The sequence below is a fragment of the Streptomyces sp. WG5 genome (assembly GCF_049974565.1).
Lineage (GTDB): Bacteria > Actinomycetota > Actinomycetes > Streptomycetales > Streptomycetaceae > Streptomyces.
In genome coordinates this window covers 366,329-388,265 of record NZ_JBNGGC010000002.1, presented here as the reverse complement: position 1 = coordinate 388,265, position 21,937 = coordinate 366,329, and the positions used below count along the sequence as shown (strand labels likewise).

The 21,937-nt window shown below is 73.9% G+C and carries 19 protein-coding genes and 1 pseudogene; 9 read left to right on the top strand and 11 right to left on the bottom strand.

Features of this window, described 5'->3' with window-relative positions; genetic code table 11:
• The first annotated feature begins 2 nt into the window (after nucleotides 1-2).
• Both ACP4IX_RS03705 and ACP4IX_RS03700 read left to right on the top strand, forming a co-directional pair.
• Nucleotides 3-2,372 carry a SpoIIE family protein phosphatase gene (locus tag ACP4IX_RS03705; RefSeq protein ID WP_426554742.1) on the top strand — a complete coding sequence of 790 codons (2,370 nt, stop codon included), beginning with the start codon at nucleotides 3-5 and terminating at the stop codon, nucleotides 2,370-2,372.
• Between the two features lie 207 nt (nucleotides 2,373-2,579).
• Nucleotides 2,580-2,807: pseudogene (locus ACP4IX_RS03700) on the top strand (hypothetical protein); the annotation flags it as partial.
• On the opposite strand, the gene ACP4IX_RS03695 reads toward ACP4IX_RS03700, so the two are convergent.
• Together ACP4IX_RS03695 and ACP4IX_RS03690 are read right to left on the bottom strand one after the other, a co-directional pair.
• On the bottom strand, nucleotides 2,717-3,472 hold the full coding sequence (locus ACP4IX_RS03695) for a dienelactone hydrolase family protein (protein ID WP_426519919.1): 756 nt from the start codon (nucleotides 3,470-3,472) through the stop codon (nucleotides 2,717-2,719). The pseudogene ACP4IX_RS03700 and the gene ACP4IX_RS03695 overlap by 91 nt on opposite strands.
• A 264-nt stretch (nucleotides 3,473-3,736) precedes the next feature.
• Nucleotides 3,737-4,357 (bottom strand): L-threonylcarbamoyladenylate synthase, encoded by a 621-nt coding sequence (locus tag ACP4IX_RS03690; RefSeq protein WP_426519921.1) that lies wholly within the window; start codon nucleotides 4,355-4,357, stop codon nucleotides 3,737-3,739.
• Between the two features lie 182 nt (nucleotides 4,358-4,539).
• Between ACP4IX_RS03690 and ACP4IX_RS03685 the strand changes: the two genes are divergently transcribed.
• Nucleotides 4,540-6,072 (top strand): helix-turn-helix domain-containing protein, encoded by a 1,533-nt coding sequence (locus ACP4IX_RS03685; protein WP_426554741.1) that lies wholly within the window; start codon nucleotides 4,540-4,542, stop codon nucleotides 6,070-6,072.
• 204 nt (nucleotides 6,073-6,276) lie between these two features.
• Here the strand turns inward: ACP4IX_RS03685 and ACP4IX_RS03680 are convergent, their stop codons facing one another.
• Genes ACP4IX_RS03680 through ACP4IX_RS03670 form a run of 3 tightly spaced genes read right to left on the bottom strand, consistent with a single transcriptional unit; the run spans nucleotide 6,277 to nucleotide 8,844 of the window.
• Nucleotides 6,277-7,317 carry an NAD(P)-dependent alcohol dehydrogenase gene (locus ACP4IX_RS03680; RefSeq protein ID WP_426554740.1) on the bottom strand — a complete coding sequence of 347 codons (1,041 nt, stop codon included), beginning with the start codon at nucleotides 7,315-7,317 and terminating at the stop codon, nucleotides 6,277-6,279.
• Nucleotides 7,318-7,370: 53 nt separating this feature from the next.
• Nucleotides 7,371-8,168, bottom strand: a complete 798-nt coding sequence (locus tag ACP4IX_RS03675; RefSeq protein ID WP_426519927.1) for an SDR family NAD(P)-dependent oxidoreductase — start codon at nucleotides 8,166-8,168, stop codon at nucleotides 7,371-7,373.
• Between the two features lie 10 nt (nucleotides 8,169-8,178).
• The gene (locus ACP4IX_RS03670) at nucleotides 8,179-8,844 is read right to left on the bottom strand and encodes a TetR/AcrR family transcriptional regulator (protein WP_426519929.1); all 666 of its coding nucleotides are present in this window, start codon (nucleotides 8,842-8,844) and stop codon (nucleotides 8,179-8,181) included.
• 231 nt (nucleotides 8,845-9,075) lie between these two features.
• Between ACP4IX_RS03670 and ACP4IX_RS03665 the strand changes: the two genes are divergently transcribed.
• Together ACP4IX_RS03665 and ACP4IX_RS03660 are read left to right on the top strand one after the other, a co-directional pair.
• Entirely contained in the window at nucleotides 9,076-9,312 is a 237-nt protein-coding gene (locus ACP4IX_RS03665; protein WP_217254821.1) for a hypothetical protein, read from the top strand.
• 199 nt (nucleotides 9,313-9,511) lie between these two features.
• Nucleotides 9,512-11,170 carry a catalase gene (locus tag ACP4IX_RS03660; protein WP_426519932.1) on the top strand — a complete coding sequence of 553 codons (1,659 nt, stop codon included), beginning with the start codon at nucleotides 9,512-9,514 and terminating at the stop codon, nucleotides 11,168-11,170.
• Nucleotides 11,171-11,173: 3 nt separating this feature from the next.
• Here ACP4IX_RS03660 and ACP4IX_RS03655 read toward each other — a convergent pair whose 3' ends face one another.
• On the bottom strand, nucleotides 11,174-12,049 hold the full coding sequence (locus ACP4IX_RS03655; RefSeq protein ID WP_426554739.1) for a fructosamine kinase family protein: 876 nt from the start codon (nucleotides 12,047-12,049) through the stop codon (nucleotides 11,174-11,176).
• 86 nt (nucleotides 12,050-12,135) lie between these two features.
• On the opposite strand from ACP4IX_RS03655, the gene ACP4IX_RS03650 reads away from it, so the two are divergent.
• The 3 genes from ACP4IX_RS03650 (at nucleotide 12,136) to ACP4IX_RS03640 (ending at nucleotide 14,281) form a co-directional block, all read left to right on the top strand.
• Nucleotides 12,136-12,459: a hypothetical protein gene (locus tag ACP4IX_RS03650; RefSeq protein WP_426519936.1), complete on the top strand. Its 324-nt coding sequence runs from the start codon at nucleotides 12,136-12,138 to the stop codon at nucleotides 12,457-12,459.
• A 71-nt stretch (nucleotides 12,460-12,530) separates the two neighbouring features.
• Nucleotides 12,531-13,295 (top strand): maleylpyruvate isomerase family mycothiol-dependent enzyme, encoded by a 765-nt coding sequence (locus ACP4IX_RS03645; protein ID WP_426554738.1) that lies wholly within the window; start codon nucleotides 12,531-12,533, stop codon nucleotides 13,293-13,295.
• Between the two features lie 446 nt (nucleotides 13,296-13,741).
• The gene (locus tag ACP4IX_RS03640) at nucleotides 13,742-14,281 is read left to right on the top strand and encodes a hypothetical protein (protein WP_426519940.1); all 540 of its coding nucleotides are present in this window, start codon (nucleotides 13,742-13,744) and stop codon (nucleotides 14,279-14,281) included.
• 238 nt (nucleotides 14,282-14,519) lie between these two features.
• On the opposite strand, the gene ACP4IX_RS03635 is transcribed toward ACP4IX_RS03640, so the two are convergent.
• Nucleotides 14,520-15,764, bottom strand: coding sequence for an MFS transporter (locus tag ACP4IX_RS03635; protein ID WP_426519942.1), 1,245 nt, complete (start codon nucleotides 15,762-15,764; stop codon nucleotides 14,520-14,522).
• Between the two features lie 542 nt (nucleotides 15,765-16,306).
• Between ACP4IX_RS03635 and ACP4IX_RS03630 the strand changes: the two genes are divergently transcribed.
• The gene (locus ACP4IX_RS03630) at nucleotides 16,307-17,314 is read left to right on the top strand and encodes an NAD-dependent epimerase/dehydratase family protein (protein WP_426554737.1); all 1,008 of its coding nucleotides are present in this window, start codon (nucleotides 16,307-16,309) and stop codon (nucleotides 17,312-17,314) included.
• A 139-nt stretch (nucleotides 17,315-17,453) separates the two neighbouring features.
• Here the strand turns inward: ACP4IX_RS03630 and ACP4IX_RS03625 are convergent, their stop codons facing one another.
• The 4 genes from ACP4IX_RS03625 to ACP4IX_RS03610 form a co-directional block, all read right to left on the bottom strand.
• A complete protein-coding gene (locus ACP4IX_RS03625) occupies nucleotides 17,454-18,017 on the bottom strand; it encodes a hemerythrin domain-containing protein (RefSeq protein WP_426519946.1) in 564 nt (187 codons plus the stop codon).
• A gap of 88 nt (nucleotides 18,018-18,105) precedes the next feature.
• Entirely contained in the window at nucleotides 18,106-18,723 is a 618-nt protein-coding gene (locus ACP4IX_RS03620) for a DoxX family protein (protein WP_426519948.1), read from the bottom strand.
• A gap of 163 nt (nucleotides 18,724-18,886) precedes the next feature.
• Entirely contained in the window at nucleotides 18,887-19,378 is a 492-nt protein-coding gene (locus ACP4IX_RS03615) for a hypothetical protein (RefSeq protein ID WP_426554736.1), read from the bottom strand.
• Nucleotides 19,375-21,867: a molybdopterin oxidoreductase family protein gene (locus ACP4IX_RS03610; RefSeq protein ID WP_426554735.1), complete on the bottom strand. Its 2,493-nt coding sequence runs from the start codon at nucleotides 21,865-21,867 to the stop codon at nucleotides 19,375-19,377. The genes ACP4IX_RS03615 and ACP4IX_RS03610 overlap by 4 nt, the downstream gene beginning before the upstream one ends.
• Nucleotides 21,868-21,937 lie beyond the last annotated feature (70 nt).

The following is a 21,937-nucleotide window of genomic DNA, read 5'->3' as shown; positions in this document are numbered from 1 at the left end:
CTATGGAGCATGCCTCCGCTGTGGCGACCCTGGACGCCCACGGCACGGTGACCGGGTGGAGCGAGGGCGCCCGGCGGCTGACCGGCTATCCGGCCGAGGAAGTCGTCGGCCGGGACGCACGGGAGCTGCTCGCCCGGGACGTGCCGCCCGTCGCCCTGTCCGGGCCGGCGGGCGCCGTTCCGCTCCGCCACCGCGACGGCTCCACCGTGACCCTCCGCCTGCGCGGCACACCGCTGCTGGGGGCGGCCGGCACACCGGACGGGTTCGCGGTGACCGTCGAGCCCTCCGCCGAGCGGACGCTCCGCCTGACCGGGGAGACCTTCCAGCAGGCGTCCGTGTCGATGTCCGTCCACGACACCCGGCAGCGCTACCTCCGGGTCAACGACACGGCGCGCCGGATGCTGGGGCTGCCCGCGAAGGACCTGATCGGACGGCGGCTGCCGGAGATCATGGAGGAGGTCGACGCCAACGGGGCGGGATTCATGCGGCACCTGGCGGAGGTCGTCGACACCGGCCGGCCCGCGCGCTACGAGACCTTCACCCCCGCCTCCTCCCGGCTCGGCGAGCACGCCTGGACCATCGAGATGTGGCCGGTCCGGGACGCGTCCGACGAGGTGGCCGCCGTCGCCGTGGCGGGTTTCGAGAGCACCGAACAGCACCGGGCGCGGCAGCGGCTGGCCCTGCTGAACGAGGCCGCGGACGGTATCGGCACCAGCCTGGACGTCGTACGCACCGCCGAGGAACTGATCGAGTTCCTCGTCCCGTCTCTGGCCGACTTCGCCAGCGTCGACCTGCTCGACTGGGTTCTGGGCGCGGAGGAGCCGTTCGCGGTGCCGGCCGAGGCCGTCGCACTGCGGCGCGTCGCGCACGGCACCACCACCGAGGGCTTTCCCCGGGCTTCCGTGCACCTGGGCGAGATCGACACGTACCCCCCGTACTCGGCGCCCGCGCGAGCACTGAGAGAGGGAAGGGCGGTACTCACCGGGCCCGGCGACCCGGACTTCGACCGGTGGATGCGGGTCCGCAACGAGCAGGCCCCGCACAACCGCTCCTACCGGGATCAGGTCCGCTCGGCCCTGGCGGTGCCGCTGATGGCCCGGGGCACCACCCTGGGCGTCGCGGTGGCCGCCCGCGCCGCGCCCCAGCCACCGCACGTCCCCGACGACACCGCCCTCCTCGAGGAACTCGCCAGCCGGGCCGCGGTCTGCATCGACAACGCCCGCCGCTTCGCCCGCGAGCGCTCCACCGCCCTCACCCTCCAGCACAGCCTGTTGCCCAAGGGCCTGCCCGGACAGGCGGCGGTCGAGGTGGCCCACCGGTACCTGCCGTCCGTGTCGGCGGCCGGCATCGGCGGCGACTGGTACGACGTGATCCCGCTGTCCGGCAGCCGCGTCGCGCTCGTCGTCGGTGACGTCGTCGGCCACGGCATCCCGTCCACGGCGACGATGGGCCGCCTGTGCACGGCCGTCCGCACCCTGGCCGACGTCGACCTGCCCCCCGACGAGCTCCTCACCCACCTCGACGACCTCGTCGGCCACCTGGCGGCCGGCGACTCGGACGGCGAGGCCGCGGAACTGGGCGCCACCTGCCTCTACGCCGTCTACGACCCCACCTCCCGTCGGCTGACCCTGGCATCGGCCGGGCACCCCGCGCCGGCCGTCGTCCTGCCCGACGGCACCACGCGGCTCGTCCCCATGACCGCCGGACCGCCCCTCGGTGTCGGCGGACTGCCGTTCGAGGCGACCGAGATGGAACTGCCCGAGGGCTCCGTCGTCGCCCTCTACACGGACGGCCTCGTCGAGGACCGCGACCGCGACGTCGACCACGCCACCGCGGAACTGTGCCGTGCGCTGACCGCGCCCGCGAACTCCCTCGACGCCCTGTGCGACACCGTGCTCAAGGCGGTGATGCCGGAGGAGCCCAGCGACGACGTGGCGCTGCTGCTGGTTCGCACCCGGGCGCTGGGCACGGACCGGATACGCACCTGGGACGTCCTCCCGGACCCGGCGCACGTCGCCGCCACCCGGCGGTCCGTCACCGACCAGCTGACGCAGTGGGGACTGGACGAGGGGGCGTTCGTCACCGAGCTGGTCGTCAGCGAGCTCGTCACCAACGCGATCCGGTACGGCGAGCCGCCCATCCGACTGCGCCTCATCCGCGACAGCGCCCTCATCTGTGAGGTCTCCGACGGCAGCCCCACCTCCCCGCACCTGCGCCGTGCCAACGCCTACGACGAGGGCGGCCGGGGCCTGCTGCTGGTCGCCCAGCTCACCGAGCGCTGGGGCAGTCGGCAGACGGGCACCGGCAAGACCATCTGGGCCGAACAGCGCCTGCCGGCAGACCTCTGGCGGTCTCTGCCCGCAGACGTCTAGCGGCGCCTTCGCCGGCAGCCCTTCGGGGGTCCCTGCCCGCAGACGTCCAGCGGCGCTTCCGCCGGCACACCTCCGGCGGCCTCTGCGCGCAGACCTCTGGCGGGCCTGCGCGGCGACCCGCGCGAGCGTGCGACCGGTCCGTGCGAACGGGCACGCCGTGGGTCCGGGGTGCCGTGCCCGCGTGCCCCCGCCGGTCGTCCCGCCAGGGGCGGCCTCGCCTGCTGGGACAACCGGGCCACCATCCACCTCGCCCCGAGCGACGACGCCCGCCCCGACCACCCGCGGGCCGGGCACCGCGTGATGCCCGCCGGTGAGCGCGGGCCGGCGGGGTGCCGGTTCCCGTATCAGAACGTCCGCTTCAAGAGGTCGAGCAGCGCCTCCCAGTGCCGCTCCGCCGCCTCCGGGTCGTACGCCGCGGTGTCGGCCTGCGTGTAACCGTGCGGGGCGCCGGCGTACACCTCGCAGCGGTGCCGGACGCCGGCCGCGGTCAGGGCCGCCGCCAGGCGCTCCTGCTGTGGGGGCGGCATGGACCCGTCGTGGTCGGCGTGGCCGAAGTACAGCTCGGCGGTGATGTGTCCGGCCACCAGGTGCGGGCTCTGCGGTCCGTCGGTCGCCAGGTTCCCGCCGTGGAAGCCGGCCGCCGCGGCGACCCGGTCCGGATAGGTGCCGGCCGTGCGCAGGGCGAGCCCGGCGCCCATGCAGTAGCCGGTCAGCGCGACCGGGCCGTCGGCCGCCGCCGGTGCGTCCGCCAGCCAGCGGAGGTAGGCACCGGCGTCCCGCATCGCCCGGTCGGGCGTCAGCGCGCGCATGATCGGGCCGAGGCGCTGGAAGATGTCCGGGCGCGCCCCCGGATCGATGAACTCGGGCAGCTCCGCGACCGGCGCCCGCCCGTGCCGGTAGAAGACGTTCGGCACCAGTACGGCGTAGCCGGCGCCGGCCAGCCGGTCGGCCATGTTCCTCAGCTGGGGGCGCAGCCCGAAGGCGTCCATGTAGAGCAGGACCGCGGGACGCGGACTCCCGTCGGCGGGGTGCGCCAGGTAGGCGTCGGCGGTGCCGTCCTCGGTGGGGATGTCGACAGCGGTTCCCTGTACGGCGGTCATGGCGGGGCTGCCTCTCTGTCGTGACTCGGTGGACGATCGTCGTGCCGCGGGGGAAGGCCCGCCCGCGGCACCGGCGGATCATGGTCATCGTGGCACGCCCTGCCCGGGAGCGTCGTGGACCCCGGGCGCGGTCGCACCGCCCGCCGGCATCACGCGGCGGTCGACGCCGCCGGCACCGCGGGGACCCACCGGGACGGATCGGCCGACCGGGTCAGGGGTCCCCGCCCTTCGGGGCGGGGAGCGGAAGTCAGTCGAACCCGGAAGTCAGTCGAACCGGGTCGTGTCTCCGGCGCCGCGCCGCACGATCTCCGCCTCACCGCCGGAGAAGTCGACGACCGTGGTCGGCTCGGTGCCGCAGTCACCGGAGTCGATCACCGCGTCCACCACGTGGTCGAGCCGGTCCTTGATCTCCCAGCCCTGGGTCATCGGCTCCTCCTCGCCGGGCAGGAGCAGGGTGCTGGACAGCAGCGGTTCACCGAGCTCGGCCAGCAGGGCCTGGGTGACGACGTGGTCGGGGATGCGCACGCCCACGGTCTTCTTCTTCGGATGCTGGAGCATGCGCGGCACCTCCCTCGTCGCCGGGAGGATGAAGGTGTAGCTGCCCGGGGTGGACGCCTTGATCGCCCGGAACACGTCGTTGTCGATCTGTACGAACTGGCCGAGCTGCGCGAAGTCCTGGCACACCAGCGTGAAGTGGTGCCGGTTGTCCAGTTGCCGGATCGACCGGATGCGGTCGATCCCGTCGCGGCTGCCCAGTCGGCAGCCCAGCGCGTAGCAGGAGTCCGTTGGGTACGCGATCAGCGCCCCCGAGCGGACGCTGTCGGCGACCTGGGCGATGGTGCGCGGTTGGGGGTTGTCGGGGTGCACGTCGAAGTACTTCGCCATTCACCGAGCTTATGCCCGCTCGGACGGACGGACCGACAGGCCTGGTCGGCGGCCCGGGTACGGCGCCCGTCCGCGGTGCCCGCCGCACGGCGGTGCCCGTCCGGACGTGCCGTGCGAGCCCGGCCATGCGGTAACGTCCCCGGCTTGGGCCGGGAGCGAGCGAGGACGAGGAGAAGGCCGACGTGGCGGGCCGAGAGGACGGGGCACGGCAGTGGATGACCGGGGCCGGTGAGCACGCGGGCTGGGCGGCGGAACTGCTCGACCACCTGCGGCCGGCCGGACGCGACGTGCGCAGGGTCGTGACCTGGCTCGCCTCGGCCGCGCACGCGGCCGTGTCGCTGCAGGACGGCACCGGCCGTCTGCTGGCGGGCACCCGCGCCCGGCTGGACGAGGACCTGGTCGCCGACCTCACCTCCGGCCGGATCGCTTCCGCCGCTCTGGAGGACCGGGGCCGCCACCTGCGGCTCGTCCGTGTGGAGCGGGTCCATCCGGCGACGGCCGCCGTTCTCGCGGTGGCGCGCGAGGCCCCTTTCGACCGGCGGGCCTCCGACATCGTCACGCACACCGCCCAGGTGGTGGAGCTGCTGCTGGCCGGCCACGAATCGACCGCGGCCGGGCACCGGCTGCGGCGGGCCACCTCCGACCTGCGCCTGGCCATCCTGCAACTGCTGATGGTGGAGGACACCGTCTCCGCCCGCCGCGTGGCCGCCGGACTCTGGCCGGGCCTGCTCGACACCGAAGAGGCGTGCGTCTACGTCGTCGAGAGCCGCGCCGAGGAGCGGGACGACCTCGCCGAGGAATGCCTGTCGGCGACGGGGGAACGGGCGCTCGTCGTGCGGTGCCCGGCCATGGACGGTCACGTGATCGTCCTCACGCCCGGGGACGCGGCCGGGGAGGAGCTGCGTTCGCTCGTCGGCCGCCTCCCCGGTGTCTTCCTCGGCGGCAGCGCACGGCAGAGCCTCGCGCGCACCGCCACCGCGTACGGACAGGCGGTGAGCGCGCTGGCCGTAGCCCGGTTCCGTCCGGACAAGGCCGCCGTGTACGCGGAGCGGACCCGCCCCGAGCGCCTGATGGACCCGGCGGCGCTGCACGCCTGGACGGTCCGGCTGCTGAGCCCGCTCGACGTCCTGCCGCACCACACTCGCGCCGAACTGCTCGCCACCACCCGGCTGGGCCTGGAGTTCACCGCCGTCAACACGGCGAAGATCCTCGGCGTCAGCCGCAACACGGTCCGCGCCCGCATGGACCGGGTCGAGTCACTGCTGCGCACGGACTTCACCGACCTGACCGTCCGCGCCACCGTCCACCTCGCCCTGAACGCCCAGGCAGCCCTCGCCGAGCACCCCGTCGGCGGTGGCGCCGCCCGGTCCGGCCCAGCCTGTCTCGACGAGCTGCTGGCCGGGGCCGCGCTGCGCACCTGGGCCGACGGCCTGCTCGGCCGCCTGGAGCCGGACGCCCGTAACCTGCGGCGCACGCTGCGCACCTGGATAGCCGTCGGCGGCAATGCCGAGCGGGCCGCGCAGCCGCTCGGCGTGCACGCCCAGACCGTGCGCGAGCACGTCCGCAGCGCCGAACCCGTCCTCGAACGCGAGCTGCTCGCCGCCGGCAGCGACCTGTACGAGGTGGTGCTCGCCCATCTGGCGGCGGGCGACCTCGACCGGCCGTCCCTGTACGGGACGAAACCGGGCCATCCGGACTCACCTGTGCACGGGTGAGTCCTTCCCGCCCGGCAGCGGGCATCGACGCGATTCACAACGGCCGAGCCGTCCACGTAGGTTCAACGGGCCGCGGGGGTACGACCGGAACGGGGGACCGGTCGCGCCCCCGCCGCCCGTTCGTCCGCCGTCCGTTCGTGCGGGGCGCGGGCTCCGTACGGCGGCGCAGCGGTCCCGGGACCGATCCAGCCCCGGGACGGGTGGTCAGCCGTGGGGCAGGATCACCGCACGGCCGTTGACCTTCCCCTCGTGGAGCCGCTCGTACGCGAGCGGGGCGTCGTCCAGGGAGTACGTCTCGGTGTGCACCGACACGGCACCCGCACGGGCCAGGTCCAGCACCTCGATGAGCTCGCTGCGGCTCCCCCAGTAGGGGGCGCTGACCGACACCTCGAACGGCAGCAGGCCGAACCCGACGGGGATCGACCCGCCGCCGATGCCGACCAGTGTGACGTCGCCCTCGACGGCCGCGACGGCACCCGCCGTCTTCACGGTGGGCGCGACCCCGACGAAGTCGAACACGGCCTGCGCGCCGAGACCGCCGGTGAGTTCGCGCACCGCGGCCGCCGCCTCGGCGTCCGACAGCACCGCCTCGTGGGCGCCCACCTCACGGGCGAAACGCAGCTTGTCCTCGCTGACGTCGAGGGCGACGACCCGGGCGGACGTCAGCGCGCGCAGCAACTGGATGGCGACGTGTCCGAGCCCGCCGGTGCCGATGACCACCGCGGTCGACCCGGGGACCAGCTTGGGCAGCGACCGCTTGACGGCGTGGTACGGAGTCAGCCCGGCGTCCGTCAGCGGTACGGCCGCGACGGGGTCGAGCCCGTTCAGCGGGACCAGGTGCCGGGGGTCGTCGATGAGCAGGTACTCGGCCATCGAACCCGGTCGCCCGAGTCCCGGTGGACGGATACCCAGCTCGTCGGCGCGCAGGCAGTAGTTCTCCTTGCCCTCGGCGCACTTGGCGCAGGTGCCGCAGCCCCACGGCCCGTACACGGCGACCGCGTCGCCCTCGTCCAGCCCGGTCACGCCCGCGCCCAGCGCCGCCACCGTACCGACGCCCTCGTGGCCGAGGGTGAGCGGCAGCTCGTACGGGAAGCCCTCGGCGGGCCAGCTCATCACCGCGATGTCGGAGTGGCAGACACCGGCGGCGGTCACCTTCAACAGCACCTGGCCGGGGCCGGGTTCCGGGTCGGGGACCGTGACCACCTCGGGCGGCGCCCCGATGGTGCGGTACTGCAGTGCCTTCATGGTCGGACTCCTCTGTTCTCCCCCGCTTCGTTCCCCCTGCTGTGTGGCCGGTCTCAGACGGCGGTGTAGGCGCCGTCGACCAGGTGGTAGCTGCCGGCGACGAAGGACGCCCGGTCCGACAGCAGGAACGCGATCAGCTCGGCGACCTCCTCGGAGCGCCCGAGGCGGCCGGCCGGGTGCAGGGCGACCAGGCTGTTGTAGGCGGCCTCGTCCATGGTCTTCAGCAGCGGGGTGTCGATGAAGCCCGGACCGACCGCGTTGATCCGGATGCCCTTGGCCGCGTACTCGGCGGCGGCCGTCTTGGTCAGCCCGACCACGCCGTGCTTGGCGGCGACGTAGGCGGGGGAGCCGGCGAAGCCGACCGAGCCGAGGATGGAGGCGACGTTGACGATGGCGCCGCCCTTGCCGGCTGCCTCGATGGCGGGCAGTTCGTAGCGCATCGAGTAGAAGACGCCGTCGAGGTTGGTGCGTACGACGCGCTGGTAGGCGTCCACGTCGTACGCACCGGTCGGGGCGCTCGGGCCGCCGATGCCCGCGTTGTTCACGGCGAGGTCCAGGCCGCCGAAGGCGTCGACGGCGGACTTCACGGCGGCCTCGACGGACTCCGGACGGGTCACGTCCAGCTCGACGGCCGCCGCGCGGACGCCCGCCGCCGCCAGCTCGGCTGCGGCCTTCTCGGCGCCCTCGGCGTTGTAGTCGGCGACGACGACGTTCGCGCCGTATGTGCCGAGGCGGCGGGCGGTGGCCAGGCCGATTCCGGAGGCGGCGCCGGTGACGAGGGCGGTGCGGCCGGCGAACTCGGCGGCGTCGGCGGTGGGACCGGCGCTGGTGGTGGTGCTGGTGGTGCTCATGGTGCGTTTCTCACTCTTCGGTGGTGCTGTCGGGGGTCGCGGACGCGGCCTCCGAGGTCAGGGCGTCGTAGGCCCGCTCCACGAGGGCGGCGAGGTCTGCGGCTCCCGAGTCCCGGTCGCCGCCGCGTGCCCACATGCGCAGGGCGGCGATCAGGACTCCGGCGGCGGCGTCGACGAGGGCTGCGGGGCGCACGTCCCGGGCGTCGTCGGTGCCGAGCCGGTCGGCGACGATGCGGATCGACTCCTCCTGGGCGTCGACCCGGATGCGCTGGTAGGCGGCGAACAGGTCGGGCTCGCTGTCGGCCAGGGCCAGCAGCCGGCGCATCCGGGGACGGATGTGCCAGGCCGGGTCGTCCCGGTCGGCCAGCCAGTCGCGCACGGCCCTGCGATAGGCGAGCAGGGGCGGTTCGTCGGCGGGGCGGGACCGCAGCAGTGCGTTGATGCGGTCGCCGTCCCGGCGGACGAAGTCGAGGGCCGCGTCCTCCTTGCCGGCGAAATGCCGGCTGAACGTGCGGCGTGTGACGTCCGCGCGCTCGGCGATGGCCTCCACCGTGGTCGCCGCCGGCCCGCGCTCCAGGATCAGGTCGCAGGCGGCGGTGGCCAGCGCGTCGCGGGTCTGCCGCGCCTTGCGCTGCCGCCGGTCCTCGGTGGGGGTGGAGGGCTTCGTCGCCGTCATGCCTGCGAGGGTACACCTGGAAATGTCCCAGTGGGACACATGACCCAGCGGGACATCGATGCTGGGCCAAAGCTCAAGCTCAAGCTCAGGGTCAGGGTCAGGTCTCAGGGTGAGGGGGCGGGCCGGCCGGGGGGACGGCTTCGGGGTCCGGACCCTGAGCGCCGTGTGTCCCTTGCCGCCCCGGGTACCCGGCCCGCGCTTCGGACCGAACACCACCTCGAGGAGGCCCGCATGACCAGCGGCACGGAGACCGGCGGCGTGACCGGCACGCAGGACAAGGACTACAACCTGATCTGGTACGTCGAGTCGTGTCTGAGCAACGCGCTGCGCCTGGAGACGTACATCCAGGACGCCGAGCGCAACAAGGACACCGAGGTCGCGGAGCTGTTCCGCAAGGCGCAGGCGGACAGCCGCAAGGGCGCCGAACTGGGCAAGGGGCTGCTGCGCGCACGGCTGAACGGCGGCTGACGCGACCGGCCCGTGAGGGCCCGGACATCCCGTGACCTGGGCGTCCGGGCCTTCGGCATGACATGCGGAAAAGCATGCAAATCAGTACGTGTCGGGCGTATCACTGTGGGTACTCGGGGCGCCCATGTGCGCGGCCGACGGCCGCCTCGCAGCTCAGGGCCGCGTCCGAGCCGGCCACGAGTCGAAGGAGCCCACGAACATGACGGACGTATCGAGCCAGGGACCCGCCCCGGGCGACGACCGCAAAGTGCTCACCAACCGGCAGGGGCACCCCGTCTACGACAACCAGAACCAGCGCACCGTGGGCGCCCGCGGCCCCGCCACGCTGGAGAACTACCAGTTCCTGGAGAAGATCAGCCACTTCGACCGCGAGCGCATCCCCGAGCGCGTCGTGCACGCCCGCGGGGTGACCGCGTACGGCTACTTCGAGGCGTACGGGGCGTGGGGCGACGAGCCGATCGAGCGCTACACCCGGGCCAAGCTGTTCCAGGAGCGGGGCAAGCGCACCGACCTCGCCGTCCGGTTCTCCACCGTCATCGGCGGGCGCGACTCCGCCGAGACGGCCCGCGACCCCCGCGGCTTCGCGGTGAAGTTCTACACCGAGGACGGCAACTGGGACCTCGTCGGCAACAACCTCGCCGTCTTCTTCATCCGCGACGCGATCAAGTTCCCGGACGTCATCCACGCCCTCAAGCCGGACCCGGTGACCTTCACGCAGCAGCCCCGGCGCATCTTCGACTTCATGTCGCAGACGCCGGAGTCCATGCACATGCTGGTCAACCTGTTCAGCCCGCGCGGCATCCCGGCGGACTACCGCCACCAGCAGGGCTTCGGCGTCAACACCTACAAGTGGGTCAACACGACGGGCGAGACCAAGCTCGTCAAGTACCACTGGATGCCCAAGCAGGGCGTCCGCAGCATGACCGAGGAGGACGCCGCCAACGTCCAGGCCCACGACCTCGGCCACGCCACCAAGGACCTCTACGACGCCGTGACCCGCGGCGACTACCCCGAGTGGGAGCTGCTCGTCCAGATGATGGACGACCACGACCACCCGGAGCTCGACTTCGACCCGCTCGACGACACCAAGACCTGGCCCGAGCAGGAGTTCCCGGCGAAGCCGGTCGGCCGGATGGTGCTCGACCGGATGCCGGACAACTACTTCGCCGAGAACGAGCAGATCTCCTTCGGCACCGGCGTGCTCGTCGACGGACTGGACTTCTCCGACGACAAGATGCTGGTCGGCCGCACGTTCTCCTACAGCGACACCCAGCGCCACCGGGTCGGTCCGAACTACCTCCAGCTGCCCGTCAACCAGGCCAAGCACGCCGACGTGCGCACCAACCAGCGCGACGGCCAGATGGCCTACTACCAGGACGGCGGCGGCGAGAACCCGATCGTCAACTACGAGCCGTCGATCACCGGCGGCCTGCGCGAGGGCCAGTACCCCACCCACGACGAGCAGGGACCGGAGATCCGGGGGCGGCTCACCCGCGCGCGCATCCCGCGCACCAACGACTACCTGCAGGCCGGACAGCGCTATCTGCTGCTGGAGCAGTGGGAGCGCGACGACCTCGTGGCGAACTTCGTCAATCTGCTCTCCCAGTGCGACCGTCCGGTGCAGGAGCGCATGGTGTGGCACTTCCTGCTGGTCGAGAACGACCTCGGCCTCCGGGTCGGCGAGGGCCTCGGCATCAGCCCGCAGGACGTCTCGCACCTGAAGCCGCTGGCCAGCCAGGACCTCACCGACGAGGACCGCGAGCGGCTGGCCAACCTCGGCAAGAACCCGCCGCGCGACGTCGAGGGCCTGACGATGACCCACTGCGTCCCCAACGAGCGGCACGTCGTGACGCGCTGACGCTCACCCCGGGCGCCGCAGTGCCGCCCTGGCCGCCGTGAGCGCCTGCACGGCGTAGCCGCGCCCGAACAGCACGGCGTGCACCAGCAGCGGGAAGAGCTGGTGCACGCCGACGCGGTCGGCCCAGCCCTCGGCGAGCGGCGCCGTCTCCCGGTAGCCGTCCAGGATCCGGTCCAGATGCGGACAGCCGAAGAGGCGCAGCATCGCCAGGTCGGTCTCCCGGTGCCCGCCGTGCGCTGCCGGGTCGATCAGGTGGACGTGCCCGTCGGCACCCCACAGCACGTTGCCGTTCCACAGGTCGCCGTGCAGCCGGGCGGGCGGCTCCGCGGGCCCGGCCAGCTCGGGCAGCCGCTCGCACACCCGCTCCACGTCGGCGGCCTCGGCCGCCCGGACGGTACCCGCGTCGACGGCGCCGCGCAGATACGGCAGCACCCGGTGCTCGGCGTACCAGCGCGGCCAGTCGCTTCCGGTGGCGTTGCGCATCGGGGCGAGCCCGATGTACGCGTCCTCGGGCCCGCCGGGCGGCGCGGCACCGAAGGCCGGCGCCCCGGCGGCGTGCAGCGCGGCCAGCTCCCGGCCGAACCGGACCGCCGCCCCGGCACTCGCCCGGCCCTGTGCCACACGGTCGGTGACCAGCCAGCGCTCGTCGTCACCGTGCACCGTGGGGATCCGCACCGCGCGGGCGCCCGCCAGCCAGCGCAGCCCGGCGGCCTCGGCCCGCGCCGCTCCGGTGCTGTCGCCGCGTTTGACCATCACCGTGCGCCCGTCGTCGAGGGTGACTTCGGTGAGCGCCCCGGACAGCGGGCGTTCACCGGTCACCGGCCGGCCGGTGAAGCGGGCCGCGGCGGCCGAGGGCGAGGAGGCGGGGCGCACGGCCACCAGACTAGGGCCGGGCTGCGGCCGACCCGGTGAAAAACGCCCGGTACGCCGATCGAGCGCCCCGGGTACGGGGGAGCAGTGGGATTATGACCAGTTCAGCGTTCCATCGCACCATCACCCTGCCCGCCGCCGTGTGCGAACAGGCGGCGCTCCACCTCGAGCAGGCGGTCCAGAAGGCCATCGACGGCGCCGCGGCCCCCTGGCGTGCGTTCCGCGGGGCCGACGGCGACGACTTCGCGTTCTCGGTCCCGGTCGTCGAGCAGGCCGCGGGGTGCCTGCTGGTCCTGGCCGCCGAGAGCGCCCAGAGCCTCCGCCCCTCCGCCCTGCGTGCCCTGATCACCGTCGCCCTCCACCTGAGGGACGCCGCGGAGGCCGTGCGCCGACCCGCGGTTCCCAGCGTGGCCTGGTGAGCGCGGGGCGGCTCCCGCCGGGACGGGAAAACACGGTGCCCCGTCCCTGAGCGTGTGCTTGGCTCTGCCGCATGGAGTTCACCCGCTTCCTCGACTGCCTCGCGGCCGACCACGACCGGCTGCGGGCCGTCGTGGAGACCGACGCCGACGCCCCGGTGCCCACCTGCCCCGGCTGGACCGTCGCCGATCTGACCCGTCACGTCGGCGAGGTCTACCTGCACAAGAGCGTCGCCATCCGGGAGGGCGTCGAGCGCGAGCCCTGGCCGCCGGAGGAGTTCGCCGAGGAGGAGCCGACGGCGCTGCTCGACCGGGGCTACGCCGCGCTGCGCGCCGACTTCGCCGTCCGCGCTCCCGCGGATCCGGCCGCCACCTGGTACGGCCCCGACCAGAGCGTCGGCTTCTGGATGCGGCGGATGGCACAGGAGACCGTCGTCCACCGCATCGACGCCGAACTCGCCACCGGCCGGCCCGTCGCGCCCGTCCCGGCCGATCTCGCCGTGGACGGCATCGACGAGCTGCTCAAGGTCTTCGCCGCGTACTCCGTCGCCGAGTGGGGCGACTACTTCACCGACGTCCTGGCCGGCTCGCCGGGGCATACGTTCCTGGTGCGGGCCGGTGACTCCGCGTGGCGGGTGCGGACCGGTCCGGGGGAGCTCACCGTGACGGACGGCGACGGCGACGGGCCGGCCGACGTGACGTTCAGCGGCACCCCGGAGGCCGTGCTGCGCCGGCTGTGGAACCGGGAGGGCACCGGCGGGGACGACGGCGTGACGGTCGAGGGAGCCCCGGAAGCGGTGGAGGAACTGCGGCGCTGCATCGTCGTGGCGACCGAGTGAGCGGACGCCCGGCTGGTGCGGGGCGACCGTGCCCAGCACCACGGACGGCGCGGCGGACGGCGGCCGCGGCCTCCGGCAGTCCCCGGCGGGCGCAGCACGGCGACGACCAGGGCACCCAGGAGCAGGACCACGGGTACGGCCCCGGAGAGGACGGTGGTGCTCAGGGCTCCTCCTCCGCGCGGTGAGCCGGGCGGGCACCTGCTGGTCGGCAAGGACGGCCCGGGGGCCCCAGGAGCGCACCCCCGGACGGGGACGCGGTGCGTGCAGGCCGGGCCGCGCGTCTCCGGGTCCGCGGGCCGGCCCGCGGATGTGTCCGAGGCCACGCCGTCGACGAGAGCCGGGCCATGGTCCGCGCCGGAAGTCGCGGGCTACGGTCGTCCAGGACCCGTGCCCCCCACGACGACCAGCTTCCTGTCCCCACGACGAGTAGTTCGGACGGCCCGGCAGTGCATACAGATCTCTCCCCCGTCATCGCGGCGACCGCCCAGTGGCTCACGTGCGCCTATCCGGCGTCCGGCGGAGCGTTGGCCCGCGCCCTGTGCGAGGCGCAGGCGCGGCAGGCCGTGACGGTCGCGGCCCGGCTGCGTTACCCGACCCCGATGGACGTCGCGCTGATGGGCATGGCGGGCCCCGGAGGTTCCGCCCGGCTGGACTGGATCACCGGCGCGGACGGCACGGCGGCCCCCGACCCGGACGGGGACGCCTGGCGCACCTGGGTGGACGAGGTCGTGACGAGCTGGGCGGCCTGCCTGCTGACCGATCCGGAACTCGCCGCCCTGGCGGTGGCCGCGCTGGACGGGGGCGGCCACACGCCCCGTACGCCGTCCGGTACGCCGGTCGAGTTCCGCCGCCTGCTCGCGCCCGACGAGCACGACCGGCGGGCGGCGACGCTGCTGCGCCACCCCGACCTCGCGGGGCCCGTCGCCGAACTGCACCACGCCCAGCTTGTCGCCCGGCTGGACCCGGGCCGGGCGCTCGCCGCCTAGACCCCTGCCCGGCCGGCCCCGGCGCCGGTCCGCGTCATCCGGCCGGAGCCGGCACTGGTCCGCGTCATCCGGCCGGCGCCGGCACCGGTCCGCGTCACCCGCCCGGCCCGCACCGACAGCGGAGCAGACGTTCCACGGCGGGGCCCGGCGGACGTTCCACGGGGTCCCGCCGGACCGGGCCGCATCAGCTCCCCCGCTGAGGCAGCCGCCCCGAGTGCGGCCTGACCTGGCCACCCGCTCAGGCAGCCGCCCCCAGTGCCGCCCGCTCCGGTGCGTCGGCGTCCCCGGCACGCACCGTCACCGGCGCCGTGGACCGGCGCTCGCGCAGGAGATAGCCCGCGCCGATGGTGCCGGCGATGATCAGTCCGCCCGCGATGAGGGCGCCGCGCGCACCGGCCAGCTCCATCAGCAGGCCGAGGGCCGGCGGGCCGCCGAGGCTCCACACCGTGCCGATGCTGCCCCACACTCCGAGCACCCGGCCCCGCATGTGCGCGGGCGGGTCGGTCTGGAGCACCGCGGTGCCCGCGGTGTCGGAGACGGACTCCACCACGGCCATCGGCAGCACCATCACCAGCAGGACGGCCAGCGACGGCGACAGTCCGGCCACCACCTGCAGCAGTCCGCCCGCCGCCGCCAGCGCGCCCACGATCCGCACGGAAGGCCGGCGCAGCCGGGCACCCAGGACCGCGCCGACGATGCCGCCGGCCGCCAGCACCGTGGAGACCGTGCCGAACGAGCCGGCGCCGCCCGCGAGCGGTCCGGTGACGAGCACGGCCAGGGTGAGCTGGTAGTTGCGCCCGAAGACCGCGCTGACCCCGGTGACACCGGCCAGCGCGAGCAGCCGGGGACGGCGCGCGAAGAAGGCCAGCCCCTCCCGCACCGTCATGGCGTCCGCCGTACCGCGGCGCTTTTCGCCGCCGATGTGCTTGACCGCTCCGCGTGCTGGACGCAGAAAGGGGATGACCGAGGCCACGAACAGGAAGGAGAGCCCGTTGGCGGCGTAGGCGGCGGCCGTGCCGAGGAAGCCGACCGTCACTCCGGCCAGCGCGGCGCCGGTGAGCCGGCCCGCCTGGTGGACCAGCGCGCCCACCCCGATCGCGGAGGGCACGTCCTGAGGCGGGACCAGATCATTGCCCAGCAGCGAACACGCCGGGCCGTCGACGGTGGCGATGACGCCGGTGACGGCGGCCAGCACCATGAGGGAGGTCACGTCGAGCCGGTCGAGCGCCACCATGAGCGCCGTCACGAACGCGACCGCGCCGAGCAGCGCCTGGCTGACCGCGGCGGTCAGTCTCCGCGGCCAACGGTCGACAGCCGCACCGCCGAACACGCTGATCAGCAGCGCCGGCGCGGCCTGGACGGACATCGACAGACCTGTCGCGGCGGCGGACCCGGTGATCTGCAGGACCAGCAGGTTCTGCACAGTGAGCTGCATCCACGTACCGGCGTTCGACACGAAGTTCGCGACCGACCACCAGCGCATGCTGCGGTACCTCAGGGACCGCCACGGTGAACGGGACGCGGCCTCGGCCGGTGCCGGGGCGGGAGGCGGCGCGGAGGCCGTCGGGGCGGGGGCGGGGGAAGAAGACACAGTGCGCCACTCGAAGACGAGTCGTGAGACCCAGAAGGGGAACGGGACGGGAGCGAGAAGGCCGGCTGCACTGCGCGGCCACTCCACGGAGCCGGATGACGGCGCCGACCATCGTGACAGAAGGGACCGGCGAGTCATCGCCGGCGCCTACCCTCCAGCTCGGTCGGCTCGCACCAAATCCCAGCCCCGTGGCCGTACTTGACGAGACGAGTGGGTTTGATCACAGCTCCCGGCGCCCCTGGTGCCGGGAGCGGCGGCCGTGACGGTCGCCACAGCGGACCACCGGACCGGACCGCCGGACCGCCGGACCGGCCGACCGGCCGGCCGCGCGGTCCGACGGAAGGGGCCGCGGCAGCCGTCAGAGCATGAAAGCGACCCGGCGGGGCACCCGGGGCACGCTCGTCAGCGCTTCGCAGGGGAAGGAAGATCGCCTCATGATGCCGATGGCGGCGTTCGGCCCGCGGGCAGCGGCCCGCCCGGCCTGGGGCCGGGTCCTGGTGACCGGCGGCGCGGGGTTCCTCGGCTCCCGTCTGTGCACCCGCCTGCTGGATTCGGGTGTCGAAGTCGACTGTCTGGACAACCTCTCCACCGGCCGCGCCGAGAAGGTGGCCCACCTCGCCGGCCGCCCCGGCTTCCGCTTCCTGGAACGGGACATCACCGAGCCCGGCTGCGCGGACGCGCTCACCGGCCCCTACGACCTGGTCCTGCACCTGGCGGGTCCCGTGTCCCAGGCCGCCTGGCCGGACCGGCCCGGGGAGATCCTCGACGCCGGCAGCCTCGGCACCCGGGCGGCGCTGGCCGTCGCCGGCCGGGACGGCGCCCGGTTCCTCCTCGCCTCCTCGCCGCCCGGCGCCCACCACGCGAGCGACGCCGACCCGGTCGGCCCGCACAGCGCCTGCGCCGAGGCCGTCCGGTTCTCCGAGGCACTGGTCGCCGCGCACGCGGGCGCCCACGGCTCGAACGCCGGGATCGTCCGGCTGTTCAACGGCTACGGCCCCGGCATGCGGACGGACGACGGGGGGACACCGGCCGCCTTCATCCGGCAGGCGCTGTCCGGCCGGCCGGTCACCGTCACCGGGGACGGCAGCCGGACTCACCCCCTCTGCTACGTCGACGACATGGTCGACGGCGTGCTGCTGGTCGCGGCCGGCCGCTCGGTACGGCCCGTGGACATCGGCGGAGACGAGGAGCCCACAGCCGTCGAGATCGCCCGCCGGGTGATCGACCTGGCCGGATCCGACTCGCCGCTGGCGTTCGTCGACGGGCCGGACGACCCGCCCGTCGAGCCCCGGCCGGTCACGGGCTTCGCCCGCGAGATCTTCGGCTGGCTTCCGGGCGTGACCTGGCAGGACGGTCTGGAACGCACCGTCGACTCCCTCCGCGGGCGGCCCGACCCGGTCCCGACGGCGACGACCGAACGGGCGGGGGAGTGGTGGGCGTGAGTCCCACGTGAGTCAGTCCCACGTGAGGAGCGTGAGGAGAGCGTGGGCGGAGAGCTGACCGGGCGCGTGCGAGGGGCCCGTCGCCCACAGCGACGGGCCCCTCGCACGCGGCCACCGGGTGGCGATGGTGGCGGCGGGCTCAGCCGGGCTTGCCCCGCCCCGACATCGCGTCCCGCACCCGGTCGACCATCCCCGCCCCGGGCGCCAGGAGCTTGTTCATCGGGGGCTTGTCCGGGGCGGAGGGGTGCGGTCGCGTCGGCGCCGTCTTCTTCGCCCGGCGGACCTTGTCGCCCAACTGGTCCAGGGCTTCGGCGGGGCATGCCTCCCGGAGCCTCGGGAAGAGGTTGCCCTCCTCGTCGGCGACGTGCGCACGGATCTCGCTCATCAGCATGCCGATCAACCGGTCGAAGTCGGCGTCGTCCGCCGCGCAGCCCTCCAGGTCCTTCATGATCTGCTCGGCCTCGGCGTGGTCCTCGAGCTCCTTGTCCGCGAGGGCACCCCCGTTCGCCACGTGCTCACGAACGGCCGGGTAGAGATACGCCTCCTCCGCCACCGAATGCCGGATCAGCTCGATCGTGGCCTGATCGGCGTACAGCTTGCGGTCCTTGTGACCGGACGGCAGCGCCTCGATCCTGCCGAAGAGCTCCTCGACCTCACGGTGATCGGTCGTCAGCTCGTCGATGACGTTTCCTCCGTGTCCCATGTTCCACCTCCATCCAGGTCGTGGCGGTTACGGGACCGACCCGCCACGGGCGTCGGGTCCCCCCACACCCAGCGGGCTAACGCCCGGTTCACCGGTGGCGGGCGCGGATCGGCCAGGACGACCGGCAGGTGCGGACCCCTGCGCCGAGCCTGGTCCGGACACCGCCCGCGGCCGCTGCGCCGAGCCTGGCCCGGACACCGCCCGCGGCCGCCGCGGGGCCTGCCGCGGCCCGCATCGAACGGCGCACCAGGCGGGCGTCGTGCCGCAGGTCCTGGGCGGCGTGCCGGCCCCGCCACAGCAGGGAGGGGGCACTGCCGGTGTCGTCGGCCGCGATCAGCAGCCCGCCCATCATGGACAGGTTCTTCAGGAAGTGGACGCGCTGCTGGGCGCGGTCGGACGGGTCCTCCGCCTCCCAGTAGCGGTGCGCCGCCAGGGTGGTGGGGACCAGCGTCGCCGCGAGGGCCAGCGAGGCCGCCCGCGGCCGGCGGCCGAGCCCGAGCATGATCCCGCCGACCACGTGGACGGCGCCGTTGAGCCGTACGAGGTGTTCGGTGCGGTCCGGCAGCACCGCCACCCGGTCGGCCACCGGCCGCACGACCGGCTCCGCCGCCGGGGCCACCTCCTCCGGCCTGCGCAGGGACTGCAGACCACCCGCGACGAACATCGAGGCGAGCATCGGACGGCCGACCATACGCAAAAGACTCATGACGCTCTCTCGCTCTCTCCAAGAGGTACCGCGGGACCGGCAGGGCACGACCGAGGACGTGACGCCTACGGGGATCATCAGGTGCCCGGACCGGGCGGCGCCATTCGGCGCCCGGCGCGGCGACGGCGCTCGCCGGCCCCGTACCGTGCGGGTTCCACGCAGGTCACAGGCTGTTCAGGATCTGCGGTGACAGGTTCTTGATCATGGTGTTGGTCCAGCGCATCTGGCGCAGCGTCCGCGGATGGCAGGCGGAGGCGAGCCCCAGCAGCCCGCCGTCCCCGGACGCCTGGGCGGCCTGGGCGAGCATCTCCCAGTGCAGCGAGTTCTCCGCGGCGGCGACGTGCAGTTCCCGCAGGTCGCGCAGGAGCAGCAGCCCCGGTTCGGGCCGGTGCACCACCGCCTCCGACGCCTTCTTCCGCAGCGTCGCGAAGACGCCGTCCGAGGAGTGGTCCGGCGCTTCGCCCAGCTTCACGTCCTGGTGCGCGGCGGCCTCCGCCAGCCGCCGGACGTGTTCCCGGGACCAGACGGCGAGGTCGGTGGCGACGTGATGGATCTCGTGCTCCGTGCGGTGCCGTTCGGCGACGGTCACCAGGTCGTGCGCCAGGTGCCGTTCGCCGCGATGCAGCGTGCGCAGGGTCAGGGTGATGCCGTTCACCGGGCGCCTCCCTCGCGGCCGTGCGGGAACCGTGCCGGCGTCTGTGCCGTGCGCGCCCCCGCCGGTCCGGCGGCGGTGGGCCGCGCGACGCCGCCGGCGGCCGGTGCCGACGCGGTGGTGGTGGGTGCGGGGGACGGCCTGCCGTCGCCGCGCTCGACGAGGGTGAGGGCGGCCCTGGCCGTCTTGAACAGCGGCTGCTTGGAGGCCGGGTCCCAGTCGGTGACGGTCGTCTCGTTCGCCGCCCGCCCGGGGGTGCCGGGGCCCGGGCCCGACCCGTCCCCGGTGTCCCAGTAGCCGTAGTGGAACGGCACGAACAGCAGCCCCGGCCGAATGCCGGTCACCCGCAGCCGCCCCCGCAGGGACCCCCGTTCGCCGGCGACCTCGACCAGGTCGCCCTCGCCGAGGCCGAGCCGGTCCGCGTCCGCGGTGGAGATCTCCACCCACACGTCCGGGGCGGCGTCGCGGAGCTGGGGCGCCCGTCCGGTCTTCGTACGGGTGTGGAAGTGGTAGATCGTCCGGCCCGTGGTGAGCTGGAACGGATACTCCTCGTCCGGCTCCTCGTGCGGCGGCCGGTAGGCGGCGGCCTTCAGCATCGCCTTGCCGTCCGGGTTGAGCGAGCGGTACTCCACGACCTCGTCGGACGCCCCGGTCTCCAGGTCCTTGCCGTAGCTCTCGCACAGGTCCGGGCGGGCCCAGCTGATGCCGTCCGTGTACAGCCGCGCGGTGCCCTCCGGGGCCGACTCGTCGCAGGGCCACTGGATGCCGCTGGTGTCGCGCAGCTTGGCGTAGGACAGGCCGGTGTAGTCGCAGGGGCGGCCCGCGCTGCACCGCTTCCACGCCTCGAACGCCGACTCGGGGTCGTCCCAGGTGATCAGCGGGCCGCCGTCCTTGTCCCGGAAGTCCATGCGCCGTGCGTAGTCCAGGAAGATGTCCAGGTCGGGCCTGGCCTCGCCGGGCGGTTCGACCGCCTTCTCGGACAGGTGCACCGTGCGGTCCGCGTTGGTGAGCGCGCCCGTCTTCTCGCCCCAGGTCGCGGCGGGCAGCACCACGTCGGCCAGGTGCGCCGTCTCCGTGAGGAACAGGTCCTGCACCACCGTGAACAGCCGCTCCTGCGTCAGGATCGAGCGGATCCGGGGGAGTTCGGGCAGCGATACGGCGGGATTGGTGCCGCTGATCCACAGCATCCGGATCGAGCCCTGCTCGGCGTACCGGTACATCTGCATCGCGTGCGTGGGCGGCGCGAAGTGCGGGATGGTCCCCGGCTCGACGTTCCACACCCGGGCGAGGTCGGCGACGTGGGCGTCGTTCTGCCAGTTGCGGAAGCCCGGCAGGTCGCCGTTGGCGCCGCACTCACGGGTGTTCTGGGCGGTGGGCTGGCCGTTCATCTGGAGCAGGCCGGCGCCCGGGCGGCCCAGCATGCCCCGGATCAGGTGCAGATTGTTGATCTGCACCGCCGCGGCGGTGGCCTGGTGGGACTGGTAGACGCCCTGGAGGACGGTGGAGACCAACGCGTCGGTGGTGCCGACGAGTTCGGCCGCCTCCTCGATCCGGGCGGCGGGCACGTCGCAGATGCCCGCGGCCCACTCGGGCGTGCAGTCGGCGACGCGGTCGGCCAGCTCCTCGAAGCCGACGGTGTGCGCGGCGATGAAGTCGCGGTCGATCCTCTCGTGCCGGATCGTCTCGTGCAGTAGCGCGTTGAGCAGGGCGACGTTGGTGCCGACGCGGGGTGCGAGGTGCACGGCCGCGTGCCGGGCCACCCGCGTGGGCCGTGGGTCCACGCACAGCAGGCGCGGCGGATCGGCCCCCTCCATGCGGTCCAGCAGCCGCATCCACTGCACGGGCTGGGTCTCGGCGATGTTGTGACCGAACAGCGCGACCACGTCGGCGTGGTCGAAGTCGTCGTAGCTGCCGGGCTGTCCGTCGCAGCCGAAGGTCTCCTTCAGCGCCTCCGCGGCCGTCGACGTGCACAGCCGGGTGTTGCCGTCGAGGTGGTTGGTGCCGATCCCGGCCCGGGCGAGCACCGCGAGGGTGTAGTACTCCTCGAGGAAGAGCTGGCCGGAGGTGTAGAAGCCGATCGAGCCGGGTCCCCGCTCGTCGAGGAGCTCGCGCGAGCGGGCGGCCACCAGGTCCATCGCCGTGTCCCAGTCCGTCTCCACCAGCCGCCCGTCCCGCCGTACCAGCGGCCGGGTCAGCCGGTCCCGGGAGGCGTTCGCCTGCCACCCGAACAGGTCCTTCGGGCCGAGCCGGCCCCGGTTGACCCGGTCCACGTCACGGCCCCGTACGCCCACCATCCGGCCGTCCGCCACCGCGATGTCCATGGCGTCGCCGTCGGAGTGCAGGATCGACGCCGACTGCACCCACCGCTGCACCGACGAGGGGTCCACCCCCTCCGCGAGGAACGTGTCCACCCGGGCCGGCCAGGTCTCGTGCCGCCCGTAGGGCACCCTGCCGCCCCACGGCTGCGCGATCCGGTCCGCCGAATCCTCCATTGCCGGCCTCCCGCCAACTTCCGTCACCTTGCCGGCCGCCGGGTACCCGGGCGCCGCCGTTCGACGCCGA